Source organism: Hyphomicrobium sp. CS1GBMeth3 (genome assembly GCF_900117455.1).
Taxonomy (GTDB): Bacteria; Pseudomonadota; Alphaproteobacteria; order Rhizobiales; family Hyphomicrobiaceae; genus Hyphomicrobium_C.
Genome location: NZ_FPHO01000003.1, coordinates 896,974 through 911,957, shown reverse-complemented (window position 1 = coordinate 911,957; position 14,984 = coordinate 896,974). Strand labels below are relative to the sequence as shown.

Below are 14,984 nucleotides of genomic sequence, written 5' to 3'. Positions count from 1 at the left end.
GTACGGATACAGGCGGCGCGCTCTGAGGGGCGTGCTCAGAGCGCTTCGAGGTAGGCGAGGAGGGCGGCGCGCTCAGCGGGTGTCAGCTCGAATGGCTCAAGCTGCGGAGATTTTCGGGCGGCAGCCTCACGCAGTGCGTGCCGCTCGGGTGGGAGTTGTTGCTCCATGCGCACGCGTCCTCCGCCCGCCTCGTAGAAGCGGATCAGCCCGGCGAGCGAGGGGAATATGCCGTTGTGCATATAGGGTGCCGTGCGCGAGACATGGCGCAGCGAAGGCGTCAGGAAACGGCCGGCGTCGGCGGGATCTCCTGTTACGCCGTGGCGGCCGAGGTCCTCGAGCTTACGATTGAAGAAGCTGAGACCGATGTTGTGGAAGCCGCCGTCGCTGAGCGTCGGGCCGGAATGGCAGTTGGCACAGCCTGCCTTGGTGCGGAAAAGGTGCAGGCCCCAGATTTGAGTGTCGCTCAGAGCGTTGGCGTTACCTTGCATAAAGCGATCGAAACGCGTTGGCCGCTCGAGCGTGCGTTGAAACGCTGCGAGGGCGCCGGTGACATCGGTGAGATAGATTTCCGGATCCTGCGTGATGGCGGAGAAGGCTGCACGATAGCGCTCCGTGGCATTGAGACGTTCGAGAAGCGCGGTGATGTCGTGGTTGGCCATCTCGCGGTCGTCCGTGAGCGGGGCCAACGCCTGTTGCTCAAGCGAGGTTGATCGACCGTCCCAGAAGAACTGCGATTTGTATCCGACGGTGAACAGGCTCTGGGCGTTGCGTTTGCCCTTGGCGCGCGCGTGGCCGAACGACGTGGGCAGTGCGTCTCCCCAACCGAGGCGGCGGTTGTGGCAGCTCTGACAGGAGACGTGGCCGGAGGCTGAGAGCAGCGGATCCTCGAACAGGCCCGCGCCGAGGCGGGCGAGCTTGCGCGCCTCGCCTTCGGGTGGTGCGTGGAGGGCGAGCGGGGCCATCTCGGTGAAGCGGGCGCGAGGCAGCAGGCGCGGGCGCGGCCAGGCGCTCGGCGGGCCGGCGTAAGCCTGGCGGAGCGCGGCGAGGTCCGCGGCTTGGGGCGCGGCAGGGAAGCGAGCGTCGAGCGGCACGCGGTGCTCGGGGCGGAGCGTGAGGACAGTAGCGATCACGACGCAGAGGACGGCGAGCGCCATCGCGCTCGCCGTCCAGGTTGTGATGTGGGGTGTCGTGGTGTCGTCGGCGTTGGTCATCAGAACCGCACGGTCGAGCCGACCCAGTAGCTGCGGCCGCGAACCCAGGGGATGTTCGAGGTCGTGATGGCGTTGCCAGGGGAGTTGGTCACGTTGTTCACCGAGAAATCGATGGAAGCATATTCGGTGACGTTGATCTGCCCGAACATGTCCAGCTTGAACGCCGGATCGAACGACGTGTCATCCCACACGTCGTGCGTCACGCCGTTAAACAGCTTGTTTATACCGGTGTCGTAGACGCCGTCGTAGCCAAAATTGTACCCGGCGCTAAAGCCAAGCAACAACAGATCGTCGAACCAGTTCGTGGACAGTGTTGCGCCGACGCGGATGGGGATGTCGAGGTTTCCGGTTACCTCGTTGAACGTCAACGGGGTGTACGATTTGCCTTTGTAGAGAATGTAGATATCGCCGTCGTAGTCGTCGTGGAAGGTGTTCCGCGACGTATTCTGTTCCGACCAGGTCACTGTCCCGGTGAGCGCGGCAGCGTTGAGGTGGAACGAGTTGTTCAGATTGAACCAATGCTTCGTGTATTCGGCTGTCGCCGATCTGTAGAAGCTCTCGCCGTCGTTGGTCAGGCGGTAGCATTGCGGGTCGACGCCGGAGACGGAGCAGTTCTCGCGAGCAAAGCGGTCCTCTCCGTAACGCTCAAGGTATCGCAAGCGAAGGTGGCCGCCGAAAAGCGGATCCTTGATGTTTACCGCGCCGGTGTACTCGTCGTTATAGGGCGTGTCGAGATCCGAATCCCTGTAGCTCAAGGTATAGGGCGCGCCTGGTTCCACAAATTCGTTGGGTACGCCGGTTGCGGTATTGTGGTTGCGCGTCACGGTGTATCCGCGAGGCTGCTTGTCGCGAATGGCGAAATAAAGCGTTTCGCCCAGGTAATAGCGATTGAAGCCGGCGGTAAAGCTCAGGCCATGGAACGGCGTGATTGTGCCGGCTACGCGCGGGGCGAGATTGAGGTTCTCGAAATAATCTTCATAGTCGAGGCGAACGCCTGCGCGGATGTTGAACCATTCCCATGTCTGGTCGATTTCCGCGTAGGTGTGGAAGGCGTTGACGCTTGCGGTGACGTCGTATTCCTCGAAGATCGAGACGGAGCTTGCGTACTGTTCCGGTGTGCAAAAGCGATCGTCGCCGCAATTGAAAGATCCACCGACAGGGTTGGCGTCGGTCGCCAGTCTACTGACCGCCACGAAGTAATAGTCTTCGAAACGCGCGCGGCGTCCCTCGATGTTCTTGGCCTCGGCTCCAACTTTGAAATTACCGAGAAAGACGTCGCCCGTAACGTGCGCCTGAATGCCGAGGTCTTCCTGGCCCTGCAGCTTGTTGCCGTAACCGCCTTCGCGGCAGCTCAGGACTCCGCCCGCGTCCGACGGAGCTGTTGCGGGATCGACGCCGCGGCACCAGTCGTCGTGAAGCGTGGTGTCATAGTTCTCCGTCCAGCCGGTATCGGGATTGTAGTTCGTCAGGCGCTGGTTGTACCACATGTACGTCGTGTCGCCGCCGGACAGGTTCTTGGTTTCGCTCTTGTTGTAGTAGGCGCGGCTCTTGAGGTTCACGTTCCCCAGTCCGATGCTGTCCACGGCGATGCCCGGGAACCTACCTTCGTATTCGAGCTTCGTGGTCGAGCCCTGGCTTTCGGTGTCGATGTAAAGATCGCGGCCGTAGATGTTCTCCCAGTGCTGCGTGTAATCGGTGAATGACGAGTCGAGCGTGAACTTGCCGATATCGGTGCGCAGCGTGGCCGCGAGGCGGAAAAACTTGTTGTCCGAGTCCTCGTCGACCCAGTCGTCGCTGATGTAATAGGCCTTCTGCTTCCGCGTCTCGGCGGTCTGTTGGCTGACTTGCGCGATAAAAGACAAATCGATCGTGATGGGTGCTCCGACGGAGGCCGCGAGCTTGTTCTTCTCGAACTCGGGTGGTTTACGATTAAGCGGGTTTGTTTTCGACGGCGTGGCCAAGAGGTAATTGACCATTGCATCCGTCTGCCGTTCGTAGCTGACAGATCCGTGGAGGCCGTCGGTCGGCGGTTTTTGCAGATCGTAAATAACGACACCGCCCTGGAACTCTCCGTATTCCGCCGATGCGTTGCTGTCGATGATCGTCGCCTGCCCAATGAAGTCGGTCGGGACGAACACCTGCTGCGGGTGAAGCCCGAACACGGCATACTGGTTCGGCGTCAGCTCGCCATCTCCGAGCTCAGGATCGCTGAGCTCGACAGGTCCGGTAATGTTGTTGATCGAGACGCCGTTGAGAATGAAGTTGTTCTCGTAGGTTCTGCCGCCGTTGATCGACAGCAACTGGGGCTTCGTGTCGATCGTCTTCGCGGCCGTGATGCCGGGGTTGTCATCGGTGTCGTTCTGGTACTGCACGTTCGGCAGATTGCGCATGAAGCTGTTGGCGTCGCCGCTTCCGTCCGTGCGGATGCGCACGCCTTCATATGTGAAAACTGTCGTACCCGTGTCGGAGATCGCCGGGCCTCCGAGGGTTACGGCATCTGTCGTTGTGTTTGCGTTCTGGCCGCCGCCGATGCCCCCACTGTCTTGTGCTGCGGCTTCGCCGGTGGTGCCGCCTTCCGATGTGCCGGAGCCCGTGCCTTTGCCGGTGACCTTCTTAACGCTCGCCTTCTTCTTTTCTTTCGGTGACGTCACGACCACTTTGGGAAGCGCCGTTGCGTCAGCGGGCTCGGCGGCTGTCTGCTCGATCGTCTTGTCGCTTGTCGCTTGTGTCTCTTGTGCTTGGGCGGCCCCCGCCGCGGAAAAAAGCACGCAAATACCCATTGCCGCGGGAAGCCCCGCGGGCATGCACGTCTTCATCGGAATCCCCCAGTCCTTAATCGCTTGCTGGCTGGGATCCGGCTGGACGAGCTACAAATCCGCTGGCTGGCGTGAGGCGAGACGGCGCCATCGGGTTGCGACCCTAGAAAAACTTTATACTCACAGTCAACAATTAATCGATGTGATGCAGATCTCTGTCAGCCTTAAAAAATATTCTGATGGCTGAGGGGCGTAGCAAATAAGAAAGCCCGGAGCGTGAGAAGCGCCCCGGGCGGGTGGTCTGGCGTCGAAAGGCCGTTGGGCTTAGGCAGCCTTTGCAGCGGCGGTCGAGACCCCCGAGATCGTCTTCAGAACCTGCGAAGCGATGGCGTAGGGGTCACCCTGCGAGTTCGGACGGCGATCCTCGAGGTAGCCCTTGTAGCCGTTCGTCACGAACGAGTGCGGGACGCGGATGGATGCACCGCGATCGGCAACGCCGTAGCTGAACTTGTTCCACGGAGCCGTCTCGTGCTTGCCGGTCAGGCGCATGTGGTTATCCGGACCGTAGACGGCGATGTGGTCCTCGAGGTTCTTCTCAAACTCCTTCATCAGCGCCTCGAAGTACTCCTTGCCGCCGACTTCGCGCATGTATGCGGTCGAGAAGTTGCAGTGCATGCCCGAGCCGTTCCAGTCGGTGTCGCCGAGCGGCTTGCAGTGCCACTCGATGTCGATGCCGTACTTCTCCGTGAGACGGAGCAGCAGGTAGCGCGCGATCCACATCTCGTCAGCGGCCTTCTTGGAGCCTTTGCCGAAAATCTGGAATTCCCACTGGCCCTTGGCCACCTCGGCGTTGATGCCTTCGTGGTTGATGCCGGCAGCGAGGCAGAGATCGAGGTGCTCCTCGACGATGCTGCGCGCGACGTCGCCGACGTTCTTGTAGCCGATGCCCGTGTAGTAGGGACCCTGCGGAGGCGGGTAGCCAGCGGTCGGGAAGCCGAGCGGGCGGCCATCCTTGTAGAAGAAGTACTCCTGCTCGAAGCCGAACCAGGCGCCCGCGTCGTCCAGAATGGTTGCGCGCTTGTTCGAGGCATGCGGCGTGACGCCATCCGGCAGCATGACCTCGCACATCACGAGCACGCCGTTGGTGCGGGCGGGATCCGGATAATGAGCAACCGGCTTCAGCACGCAGTCGGAGCTGTGGCCCTCGGCCTGCTTGGTCGAGCTGCCGTCGAATCCCCAGAGCGGGAGATCGGCCAGATCCGGAAAGGAGCTGAACTCCTTGATCTGCGTCTTGCCGCGCAGGTTGGGAACCGGCGTATAGCCGTCGAGCCAGATGTATTCGAGCTTGTACTTCGTCATCGATTGCTCCTCGTTTGACACATGAATTTCGCATGAGCCCGCCGCTTGGCATGGCTCAAAGGTGCGTGTCGGATTCGCTGATTTGGGCGATGGCGCGGACGAGAAAGTGAGCGCGCCGAGCTCTGCTCGCTGCGCGAAGGCGGCGCCCTTCTTCTTGCGAGCCGCCGATACTCATCCGCCTACTGTATTCCTCGAGGGAAAGAGCGTTGTTTGGTAGCGAACAAAACACGCGCCTTGTGTGTTGAGTTGGTCAGTGAAGAGGCAGAAGAACCCCTGTACCTCACTCCAAAATGCTAGCCAGATAAGCAATAAATATCATGCACATAATATAGGCAAACCGTGATTTTTAGCGAGCAATCTGTCTGTTCATCAGGCAAAATAGGTCAAATCGACACTGTGTTCTGAGTGTCTACTATGTGAATGGAATAGGAGAGACTGACGATGACTGGAAAGGCTCAGCGCGAAAGCGCAAAGATCTACCAATTCCCTGCAGGCGGACGTACCGGCCTCGAGGCTGAGCGAGCCGCCTGGCGCAGCGCGATGGACCCGTCTGTGCCGTATGCAAAGGTCGTGTGCGGCAGCAGCTGGTATCACGACGAAGCCGTTCGGGAAGCCGACCAGTCCGAGCAGCACAAATAGGCTAGCTGTTGGCTATGTGCGCGTATGTTGCCAAGCCTGATGTTTATGTGAGGGCGCGGATGTGGAGTGTTCCACGTCGCGCCGGGGTGGGCGCGCTGATGGGGGCGCCGCGAGATGCGTGCCGACCCACTGCCGTCGTTTGAGCCTTAGGCTTCGATCGGCTCAAGGTATCTGTTTCCAACGTTTCGTAAGCTCAGGGTCCGAAGATGGACCAACCCATGCGTTTGGTCAGCGCCTCGAGCGCGATGCGGCCAAGGTGGGAGTTGCCGTTGGCATCGAGTCCGGGAGACCAGACGGCAATCGATGCCTTGCCTGGTGCCACAGCAAGAATGCCACCGCCGACGCCGCTCTTGCCTGGCAGGCCAACCCGGTACGCGAACTCGCCCGATCCATCGTAATGACCGCAGGTCAGCATCACGGCATTGATGCGGCGTGCACCCTCCGGGGGTACGACGGACATGCCCGTTTCCGGATTGCGTCCCGAGTGGGCGAGGAAGCGGCTGGCCATGGCGAGCTGTTTGCACGTCATGGCGATGGCGCAATGGTGGAAATAGACTCCGAGCGTGTATTCGACCGGGTTCTCGATCACGCCGAAGGATTTCATGTAGTTGGCGAGCGCGGCGTTGCGAAAGCCGGTTCGTTGCTCTGAGGCCGCCACGGCCTTGTCGATGGAGACGGTCTGGTCGTCGGCCAGAAAGCGCATGAAGCGCAGAATGTCGCCGAGCGCCTCCCGAGGCTGGTGACCCGACAGAATCAAGTCGGTAACGGCAATGGCTCCGGCATTGATGAATGGATTGCGCGGGATGCCGCGCTCGTACTCGAGCTGCACGACGGAGTTGAACGGGCTGCCCGACGGTTCCCGTCCGACGCGGCGCCATAAGCGGCCGCCAACCTTGCCGAGGGCGAGCGTCAAGGTGAACACCTTCGAGATGCTTTGGATCGAGAACGGCACGTCGCTGTCACCGGCCGCGGCAATGTTGCCTTCGGCATCGATCACCGCGATGCCGAAGGCGTCCGGATCGACGCGTGCGAGCTCGGGAATGTAGGTTGCGACCTCGCCGCGGTCCGGCCGCTTGCGCATTTCCTCGGCGATTTCGCTTACGACGACGTCCAGGTGGGGCACGGTGCTGCTCGTTATTTGCGGAGTTTGTCTTGCGGGTTGGATGCGCGCGCGTGGTTCGCGCAGCCCGCAACCCTACTTGGCCGCGGTGGCGGGGGGCAACGTCCATCGAGCCGCGGTCGCAAGCTTGTTGTGAAGCATCGCGGTGAGATGAGGCGCTGCGCGTGCGCTTCGCGACGGTGGTTTTCTTCAGAAAGAGGAAGGTTTTACGTCGATCTCTGAAATTCTCGTGCTTGAAAACGGTGTTTCCCTAGGGAATCAGCACAGGGCTGGTTCTCACCGGATGCGGGAACTACATGCCCGCGGGTACGTTGCCGATCTTATCGAACCCAACCTCCGGAGAGCGTCAGCATGCCCAATCCCGCTCATGCGCCGTCGTGGCGCCTTGTCTGCTCGCTGATTGCGTTCGCCGCCTTTGTGGTGGTGCTGGCGTCGGGCCGGGCGCTCGCCCGTGATCTTGATGTGCCGTATGTGCCAACGCCGCAGGCGGTGGTCGATAAAATGCTCGAACTGGCAGGCATCAAGTCTGGAGACGTGCTGCTGGATCTTGGCTCGGGTGACGGACGGATCCCGATCACGGCGGCCAAGAAGTATGGAATCACCGCCTCAGGTGTCGATCTCAACCCCGTGCGCGTGAAGGAAGCCAAAGAGAACGCGGAAAAGGAAGGGGTCACGGACAAGGTGCAGTTCCATGAGCAGAACCTGTTCGAGACCGATCTCAGCAAGGCCACGGTCATCACCATGTACCTGCTCTCGGAGGTCAACATGAAGCTTCGGCCGAAGCTCGAGAAGTTGAAACCGGGCACGCGTATCGTCTCGCATGCCTTCGATCTCGGCGATTGGAAGCCGGACAAGAGCGAGGTGGTCGACGGCCGCAACGTCTACTTCTGGGTGGTGCGCGAGAATATGATCCGCGAGACCAATGCCGGCAAAGCCGCAGACTAGCCCCGCCTCTCGCGGAGCCACATAGCATGGATGCAAGCGTGCAAGGCCGGAGCCCGACACTGTCGGTGCTTCAGGCCAGCGCGATGCTCGTCGGCATCGTCGTCGGTATCGGGATCTTCAAGACACCTCCGCTTGTGGCGGCCAATTCGGCAGGTCCTGCGGAATTTCTCGCCTTGTGGCTTGCTGGCGGCGTTCTGATGATTGTCGGCGCGCTCTGCTACGCAGAGCTCGGCTCACAAAATCCTAGCGCTGGGGGCGAATATTTCTACCTTACACGCGCGTACGGGCGCGCAACTGGGTTCCTGTTTGCGTTCGCACGCATGACGGTGATGCAGACCGGTGCCATCGCGGCGGTGGCATTCGTATATGGGGACTACGCCAACAAACTCGTGCCGTTGGGCGAGCTCGGGCCGTCGTTGCATGCTGCGATGTCTGTCGTCCTGTTCACAGTGCTGCAGCTCTTCGGGACAACGACGAGCGGTCGCTCGCAAACCCTCCTTACGCTGCTGACGATCGTTATCCTGCTCGTGGTGGCTGGCGCGGCGATGTTCGCCGAGCCGCATGCGTCCGTTGCGAATGTTGTCAGCAGTGGGCCGTCGTCGGGCGCTGCCGGGCTTGCGCTCGTCTTCATTCTGCTCACGTATGGAGGCTGGAACGAGGCCGCGTATCTCTCCGGCGAGGTGCGGGACGCTCGGCGCAACATGGTGCGCGTGCTCCTTCTTGGAACATCGGCCATCATCGTCCTCTATCTCATTTATAACAGCGCGCTTCTCTATGCCTTCGGCTTTGAAGGGCTGCGTCAATCAAAAACGATCGTGGAAGGGCCTGTGGCCGAGGTGTTCGGCCAGGCCGGAAGCGCTGTGGTCGCACTCATCATTTGCGCAACCGCGATCAGTACGATCAATGCCACCATATTCACCGGCGCGCGGTCGATGTTTGCCTTGGGTCTCGATTTCCGACCCTTTGCGACCCTTGCGCGCAGAAGCCCCCGTAACGCTGCGCCATTGACGGCCCTCATCGTGCAGGGCTGTATCGCTCTCGTCTTGATCGCTTTCGGAGCGGGCGCGCGAAATGGCTTTCAGGCCATGGTCGAGTATACGGCGCCGGTGTTCTGGACGTTCCTGCTTCTAGTTGGGCTGTCGCTTTTCGTCTTTCGCCGGCGTGGGGCTTCGAGCCCGTCGGCCTATCGCGTGCCGCTTTACCCGCTTCCGCCGATCGTGTTCTCGGCCATGTGCGTCTATCTCATCTATTCGAGCGTGATGTACACGGGCACTGGCGCGCTGGTGGGACTCGGTGTCTTGGCGGCGGGTATTCCGGTCTATTGGCTTGGCAATCGGCGAGAGGCCGGTCGATACGCGACGCGGACAGTTGCTCGCAGCCCTGCGGGCTAACAAAGTCTGGGCTGGAGGTCGCGTAGAGGACGCTCCCAGCTCTGTGTGTCGGCCAGGTTTTGGTTTTCAAGCCCGTTTGCTGCTGCCGCTGTCATGAATCCTTTGAATCCGCCGTCGTTGCTGGCGTCAGGTGGGGCGGCAGGCCCTCTCGCTTGTTCCAATCATGGTTTCGACGAGGCGTAAAAAGGTCAGGACCTCGTTTGTGAAAGGTAAAGCTCGCCGACCAGCCCTTGTTGACCCTCATCCTTTGCAAGTCATCCTCCAGCGCACTCCAGAAACTCCAAGCTCGTGAGGAAGACGCAATGGCGAACGGTTCTTACGGAATGCTGGCGGGGGCAGTTGCTCTCTCGATGCTCGCACTTTCGCAACCCGCGCATGCATTGACCATGCAGGAGTGCAGCGCGAAATACAAAGCGGCGCAGGAGGCGGGGGCTGCCAGTTCGATATCCTGGAATGATTTCCGCAAGAAGGAGTGTGGGGCCGACGCAACCATGGCCCTCAAGCCCGTAAAAAAGGCACCATCCGAGGCTGCCGCCACTGGTGGCCCGAGTATCGAGGAATGCAGCGTACGCTATAAGGCGGCGAAAGCAGGCGATACGCTCGGTGGTCAGAGCTGGAACGATTTCCGCAAGGGCGGCTGTGTTGCCCAGGCCGCGCCTCCCCAGGCGAAGACTTTGGCGCATGAGGCCAAGACGGTCACGCATGGTGCCGCGACCAAGCCTGGCGCGTCTGACACGGAAACCGTCAGTCAACGGGAGTGCAGCGCCAGGTATCAGGACGCCAAAACCACCGGACAGCTTGGCGGCATGACGTGGAACGAGTTTCGTCACGCGGGATGCCCTCAAGCTGTAACGGGTACGCATGCCGCGCTGCTCTCGAACGCAGTGTTCCCGAGCGGCGTCTCCAAGAAGTACGCGGGCGAAGCCGCCGGCCGGGCCCGGCTTCTTACCTGCCGCGATCAGTATGAAGCCAACAAGGCCGCAGGGCGCGCCGAGCTCAAGTGGAGCGAGGAGGGCGGCGGCTACTACAGCGAGTGCAACAAGCGGCTTAGCCAGAATTAGCCAAGTTCAATCGTACCTTTGAAGCCTACTGACCAAAGGAGGGTCACAATGGGACTGCTCGACACTCTTGCGCAGCTCGCGCAACAACAAGGCAATCAACAATCGCAGCCGGTCCTGGGGGATCTGCTGAAGAATCTTCTGCAGGGCAAATCGCCGGATGCAAGCGCTCCTTCGGCATCGCCTCCTCCCAGTGCGGCCGCTCCCCAGGCCGATAATCCGGTGAACTTGGATCAGGGGCTTGCCGATCTACTTGCCAAGCTTGAGGCCGGCGGACTCGGAGAGCAGATCAAGTCCTGGATCGGCACCGGCCAGAATGCTCCCGTCGAACCTAGCGACTTGGGATCGGCGCTCGGGAAGACTACGGTGACACGCATGGCGGATCAGGCTGGCGTGAGCCGCGACGATCTCCTGTCGCAGCTCGCCAAAGCGCTCCCCGGTATCATCGACTCGCTAACGGCCGATGGGCGTGTGCCTGGGCAGGCCGCGAGCGACTCGACGAGACGCGTATAGCTGCTTCGCGTTTTTGCTTCCCGGTTGGGAAACGCAGAACAAAGGCGCCGATCGCGATGTGCGGTCGGCGCTATTTTTTTGTCGGGGCGGTTTGCGTTCGCGCTGTCAGAAAAACGTGCGGCGCTTGCGTTCGATGAGCTGCAGGATCATCGGGGTCAGGATCAACTGCATGGCGAGATCGAGATTGCCACCGGGGATGACGATCGAGTTCGCGCGCGACATGAAGCTGTCCTTGATCATCGACAGCAGATACGAGAAGTCGATGCCGCGCGGATTCTTGAAGCGGATGACGACCATGGATTCGTCGTTGGTCGGGATCCAGCGCGCGACGAAAGGGTTCGACGTGTCTACCGTCGGGATGCGCTGGAAGTTGATGTCGGTCTCCGTGAACTGCGGACAGATGTACTTCACATAGTCCGGCATGCGGTGGAGGATGACGTCGGTGATGGCCTCGGGGGAATAGCCGCGCTCCTCCTTGTCTCGGTGGATCTTCTGGATCCATTCGAGATTGATGACAGGCACCACGCCGATGCGCAGGTCCGCGTAGCGCGCGATGTTGACCTTCTGCGTTATGGCGCAGCCGTGCAGGCCCTCGTAGATCATGAGGTCGGTGCCGTAAGGGATCTCTTCCCAGGGCGTGAATGTGCCGGCCGGCGAGCCGTAGATTTCGGCTTCGGCATGGTCGTGTACGTAATGGCGTGCGCGGCCAGTGCCGATCTCGCCGTAGGTCTTGAAGAGAAGCTCTAGCTCCTCGAGAAGGTTCGCGTCCTCGCCGAAGTGGCTGAGGTTGGGATTGCCTCTCGCGGTCGCTTCGGCCGTGGCCGCCGCCATATCCTCGCGATTGTAGCGGTGGAAGGCGTCGCCTTCGATGAAGACCGCGGAGATCTTCTCGCGCCGGAAGATCTGCTCAAACGTGCGCCGGACGCTGGTTGTGCCGGCGCCGGATGAGCCTGTGACGGAGATGATGGGGTGCTTCGCGGACATTGCGTTTGGGGCTGGCCTCAGGCGGCAGATGCAACTTTGTGAGCTATTCGATTATGCCACTAGGTTCTGAATAAACCCCGGCGCCCGAAGAGGGGTGAGCGCTCGCCGACCCCGAAGGGGTTCTGGTGGAGACGCACAAGATACTCGACCTCGTTGCGCGAGCCGGCCATGAAAGGTGTGTGTTGGTGAAGAGACGTTGGCGTGAGGGAGAGGATGCGCTGGCATCCGGTGGTGGCTGAGCCACCTGCCTGCTCGATGATCCAGGCGAGGGGATTGGCCTCATAGACGAGGCGCAGGCGGCCCATGGTGTAATTCTCGCGCACGTCGCCGGGGTAGAGGAAGATGCCGCCGCGCGCCAGCAGGCGGTAGATGTCCGCCACCGGGGAGGCGGTCCAGCGCATGTTGAAGTTCTTTCCGCGTGGTCCGTCGAAGCCGCGCAGGCAATCGTCGATATAGGTGCGGATGGTCTCGTCCCAGTAGCGGTAGTTGGAGGCGTTGATGGCGTATTCGCGCGTCGATGCCGGGATCTCGACATCGGCCTGCGTCAGCACGAAATGGCCGTTGGTGCGCTGAAGCGTGAAGATGTGCGTGCCGCTGCCAACCGTCAACACGAGCGACGTATAGGGACCGTACACGGCGAAGCCGGCTGCGAGCTGCGTTTCGCCGGTGGCCAGAAAGCTCGACGCGTCGACGCCATTGGCGCGGGCCGGCAAGACGGTGAAGATCGTTCCGACAGAGATGTTGGAGTCGATGTTCGAGGACCCGTCGATGGGGTCTACGGCGACGGCCAACGGTGCACCGGGATTGATTGGGAGCGGCCACTCGAGCTCCTCCGAGCCCAACGTGGCGACGGGCGCGTTCTTGAGGGCCTTCACGATCAGGTCGTTGGCGCGGACGTCGACTTCCTTTTGCGGATCGGCACCGGTTTGGCGACCGGTCTGGGAGGCAAGGTCGCCGGCCAGCTGGCCGAGGCTCACGAGGCTGCCGATCCGGCAGCAGGCTTCGGCCATGCGGACTACGGTGACGGCCACGTCGGCCCGAACGGGGTTGCCTTGCGCCCAGCGATCCAGGAATGCCCCCAGATCGATCGGGTCTGTCATTTCACCGTGTCCTCCCTGGCGCCGGGGGCCGCATGCGGCCGAACGGCCGCCGAGCCGTTTCTTACTCCGCGATTATTCGGAGTGAGCCGGTGCGTTTATGCAAGTTCAGCTTAATCGAATGCCAAACGGGAATCCGTTGTGATGATCAATTCTTAGCAATCATCCCTATATCCTTTTGCGTGCATGACTTATAGCACACACGCTGCGGATGAATAATGGAGAGACGGCGTCAAATTCAGCAAAGAAGGGTCGTTGCGGCGCGTTTGGCGCGCCTCAGGCTCGCTACCGGGCTGAAGCCAGTGCTCGGGCTAGATCTTGAATTCATCGATGTTGCGGAAGGCGCCACGCAGGGCGTCCGACCACGAACTCGATAGCTGCTTGAAATAGGCATCGTCCTGCTCGATGCGCTTTTCGCGGCGGACATCGAGGCTGTCACGCTCATACAGCAGGATGTCGATCGGCATGCCGACAGAGAGATTCGAACGCAGAGTGGAGTCGAAGGAGAGGAGGACGAGCTTGGCGGCCTCGCCAAGCCGCATCTCGGGGCTGGCCACGCGGTCGAGGATTGGCTTGCCGTATTTGTGCTCGCCGATCTGAAGGAACGGGGTGTCGTCGGTCGCCTCGATGAAGTTGCCTTCGGAATAGATCTGATAGAGCCGCGGGCGCTCGCTGCCGATCTGGCCGCCCAGGATGAAGGATGCCGAGAAGCCGCCCTTGGTTGCCTCGAGCGCGGCGCCATCCACGCGGCGCACCTCGCGCACGGCTTCACCGACAATACGCGCGGCCCGATACATGGATGGTACCGAGAACAGCGTGGGGGCGTTCAGCTCCGGGGTGGCCAGAGCCTCGTTGAGGTTGCTGACGACGGATTGCGTGACGGCAAGGTTGCCGGCCGAGAGCAGCACGATCACGCGGTCGCCTGGTTGACGCCAGAAGTGGAGCTTGCGGTACTGGGCGACGTTGTCGACGCCCGCGTTGGTGCGGGTGTCGGCGGCGAAGACAAGGCCGCGGTCCAGCCTCATCGCGACGCAATAGGTCATCGCGAGTATCCTTTTGACGTCAGGCAGCTATTGCTGCTGTTGCTGCTGACCGCCTTGCTGCTCAACTTCCACCCTGACGTCAAGGGCTTCGTTCTCGCCGCCCTTCTGGGTGCCCCGGATCGGGGAGGCGGAGCCAGCGTCGAAGCCGCAGGCGAGGCGCACATAGCGCTCCGTGGGGCACATGCCGTTGGCCGGGTCGAAGCCGACCCAGCCGAGGCCGTCGACCCACACCTCCGCCCAGGCGTGTGCAGCCTCGGAGGGGGCGAGGGTGCCCGACAGGAAGTAACCATTAACGTAACGGGCTGGGATGCCGATGATGCGCGCGGCAGAAATGAAGACGTGGGCGTGGTCCTGGCACACGCCTTTGCCGGCGGCGAGTGCCTCGGCGGCCGTGGTGTGATGGTGTGTGGCTCCGATCTCGTACTCGATGGCGTCTTGCACAGCGCGCATCAGGGCGTGCATGCAGTCCAGCACATCCTTCGGCACCTTGCCGTTGCTGACGCTGCGGGCCAACTCGCGGACGCCTTTGTCGGGCGCCGTGCGTTCAGTTTCGCGCAGGAAGACGCGGGGAGGGGCGACCTCGGTCAGGCCGCGCACGATGCCGCTTCGATCCTCGGTCTCGACGATCCCCGAGGCCTCAATTGTGACGCCGTCATGGAGCCCGGTCACGGAGGCGAGCTGGACGGTGTTGCCGAAGCCGTCGCGATATTCGATGTGCTTGTCGAAGCCCGGCGCGGAGATGGCCCAGGCGAGGATGTCCTGGCCGTCGAAGGAGGGGGGCGTCAGCCGCAGGCTCCGGATCGAGTAACGCGCCGGCGTCTCGTAGCGGTAGGTCGTGACATGGCGAATCTCGATCAGCATCCGCCCC

General features: G+C 61.6%; 13 protein-coding genes. 5 read left to right on the top strand and 8 right to left on the bottom strand.

Features of this window, described 5'->3' with window-relative positions; translation table 11 throughout:
- Window positions 1-35: 35 nt before the first annotated feature.
- The 3 genes from CS1GBM3_RS11525 to CS1GBM3_RS11515 all read right to left on the bottom strand — a co-directional run bounded on the left by CS1GBM3_RS11525 (window position 36) and on the right by CS1GBM3_RS11515 (window position 5,326).
- Window positions 36-1,211 carry a cytochrome-c peroxidase gene (locus tag CS1GBM3_RS11525; RefSeq protein ID WP_072395444.1) on the bottom strand — a complete coding sequence of 392 codons (1,176 nt, stop codon included), beginning with the start codon at window positions 1,209-1,211 and terminating at the stop codon, window positions 36-38.
- On the bottom strand, window positions 1,211-3,979 hold the full coding sequence (locus tag CS1GBM3_RS11520) for a TonB-dependent receptor (protein WP_171946484.1): 2,769 nt from the start codon (window positions 3,977-3,979) through the stop codon (window positions 1,211-1,213). The genes CS1GBM3_RS11525 and CS1GBM3_RS11520 overlap by 1 nt, the downstream gene beginning before the upstream one ends.
- Window positions 3,980-4,291: 312 nt before the next feature.
- A complete protein-coding gene (locus tag CS1GBM3_RS11515) occupies window positions 4,292-5,326 on the bottom strand; it encodes a glutamine synthetase beta-grasp domain-containing protein (RefSeq protein WP_072395441.1) in 1,035 nt (344 codons plus the stop codon).
- Between the two features lie 441 nt (window positions 5,327-5,767).
- Between CS1GBM3_RS11515 and CS1GBM3_RS11510 the strand changes: the two genes are divergently transcribed.
- Window positions 5,768-5,965: a DUF2735 domain-containing protein gene (locus CS1GBM3_RS11510; RefSeq protein ID WP_072395440.1), complete on the top strand. Its 198-nt coding sequence runs from the start codon at window positions 5,768-5,770 to the stop codon at window positions 5,963-5,965.
- A 193-nt stretch (window positions 5,966-6,158) separates the two neighbouring features.
- On the opposite strand, the gene CS1GBM3_RS11505 is transcribed toward CS1GBM3_RS11510, so the two are convergent.
- The gene (locus CS1GBM3_RS11505; protein WP_072395439.1) at window positions 6,159-7,088 is read right to left on the bottom strand and encodes a glutaminase; all 930 of its coding nucleotides are present in this window, start codon (window positions 7,086-7,088) and stop codon (window positions 6,159-6,161) included.
- Between the two features lie 348 nt (window positions 7,089-7,436).
- Here CS1GBM3_RS11505 and CS1GBM3_RS11500 point away from each other — a divergent pair, with 348 nt between their 5' ends.
- From CS1GBM3_RS11500 to CS1GBM3_RS11485, 4 genes are all read left to right on the top strand, one after another.
- On the top strand, window positions 7,437-8,030 hold the full coding sequence (locus tag CS1GBM3_RS11500; RefSeq protein ID WP_072395438.1) for an SAM-dependent methyltransferase: 594 nt from the start codon (window positions 7,437-7,439) through the stop codon (window positions 8,028-8,030).
- A gap of 26 nt (window positions 8,031-8,056) precedes the next feature.
- Window positions 8,057-9,421: an APC family permease gene (locus CS1GBM3_RS11495; protein WP_072395437.1), complete on the top strand. Its 1,365-nt coding sequence runs from the start codon at window positions 8,057-8,059 to the stop codon at window positions 9,419-9,421.
- Window positions 9,422-9,723: 302 nt separating this feature from the next.
- On the top strand, window positions 9,724-10,482 hold the full coding sequence (locus CS1GBM3_RS11490) for a hypothetical protein (RefSeq protein ID WP_072395436.1): 759 nt from the start codon (window positions 9,724-9,726) through the stop codon (window positions 10,480-10,482).
- Between the two features lie 48 nt (window positions 10,483-10,530).
- Window positions 10,531-10,992: a YidB family protein gene (locus CS1GBM3_RS11485; protein ID WP_072395435.1), complete on the top strand. Its 462-nt coding sequence runs from the start codon at window positions 10,531-10,533 to the stop codon at window positions 10,990-10,992.
- 105 nt (window positions 10,993-11,097) lie between these two features.
- On the opposite strand, the gene CS1GBM3_RS11480 is transcribed toward CS1GBM3_RS11485, so the two are convergent.
- The 4 genes from CS1GBM3_RS11480 to CS1GBM3_RS11465 form a co-directional block, all read right to left on the bottom strand.
- The gene (locus tag CS1GBM3_RS11480) at window positions 11,098-11,976 is read right to left on the bottom strand and encodes a phosphoribulokinase (RefSeq protein ID WP_072395434.1); all 879 of its coding nucleotides are present in this window, start codon (window positions 11,974-11,976) and stop codon (window positions 11,098-11,100) included.
- Window positions 11,977-12,035: 59 nt separating this feature from the next.
- Window positions 12,036-13,076, bottom strand: a complete 1,041-nt coding sequence (locus CS1GBM3_RS11475) for a class 1 fructose-bisphosphatase (protein WP_072395433.1) — start codon at window positions 13,074-13,076, stop codon at window positions 12,036-12,038.
- A 308-nt stretch (window positions 13,077-13,384) separates the two neighbouring features.
- Complete coding sequence (locus tag CS1GBM3_RS11470; RefSeq protein ID WP_072395432.1) at window positions 13,385-14,116, bottom strand: proteasome-type protease; 732 nt, start codon at window positions 14,114-14,116, stop codon at window positions 13,385-13,387.
- A gap of 27 nt (window positions 14,117-14,143) precedes the next feature.
- The gene (locus CS1GBM3_RS11465) at window positions 14,144-14,977 is read right to left on the bottom strand and encodes a transglutaminase family protein (protein ID WP_072395431.1); all 834 of its coding nucleotides are present in this window, start codon (window positions 14,975-14,977) and stop codon (window positions 14,144-14,146) included.
- Window positions 14,978-14,984: the final 7 nt, after the last annotated feature.

What these genes read in the sequence shown, in the direction of transcription:
- CS1GBM3_RS11475 (WP_072395433.1), bottom strand. Translation starts at nt 13,076, where the DNA reads ATGACAGACCCGATCGATCTGGGGGCATTCCTGGATCGCTGGGCGCAA.
- CS1GBM3_RS11500 (WP_072395438.1), top strand. Translation starts at nt 7,437, where the DNA reads ATGCCCAATCCCGCTCATGCGCCGTCGTGGCGCCTTGTCTGCTCGCTG.
- CS1GBM3_RS11515 (WP_072395441.1), bottom strand. Translation starts at nt 5,326, where the DNA reads ATGACGAAGTACAAGCTCGAATACATCTGGCTCGACGGCTATACGCCG.
- CS1GBM3_RS11480 (WP_072395434.1), bottom strand. Translation starts at nt 11,976, where the DNA reads ATGTCCGCGAAGCACCCCATCATCTCCGTCACAGGCTCATCCGGCGCC.
- CS1GBM3_RS11490 (WP_072395436.1), top strand. Translation starts at nt 9,724, where the DNA reads ATGGCGAACGGTTCTTACGGAATGCTGGCGGGGGCAGTTGCTCTCTCG.
- CS1GBM3_RS11525 (WP_072395444.1), bottom strand. Translation starts at nt 1,211, where the DNA reads ATGACCAACGCCGACGACACCACGACACCCCACATCACAACCTGGACG.
- CS1GBM3_RS11510 (WP_072395440.1), top strand. Translation starts at nt 5,768, where the DNA reads ATGACTGGAAAGGCTCAGCGCGAAAGCGCAAAGATCTACCAATTCCCT.
- CS1GBM3_RS11485 (WP_072395435.1), top strand. Translation starts at nt 10,531, where the DNA reads ATGGGACTGCTCGACACTCTTGCGCAGCTCGCGCAACAACAAGGCAAT.
- CS1GBM3_RS11495 (WP_072395437.1), top strand. Translation starts at nt 8,057, where the DNA reads ATGGATGCAAGCGTGCAAGGCCGGAGCCCGACACTGTCGGTGCTTCAG.
- CS1GBM3_RS11470 (WP_072395432.1), bottom strand. Translation starts at nt 14,116, where the DNA reads ATGACCTATTGCGTCGCGATGAGGCTGGACCGCGGCCTTGTCTTCGCC.
- CS1GBM3_RS11465 (WP_072395431.1), bottom strand. Translation starts at nt 14,977, where the DNA reads ATGCTGATCGAGATTCGCCATGTCACGACCTACCGCTACGAGACGCCG.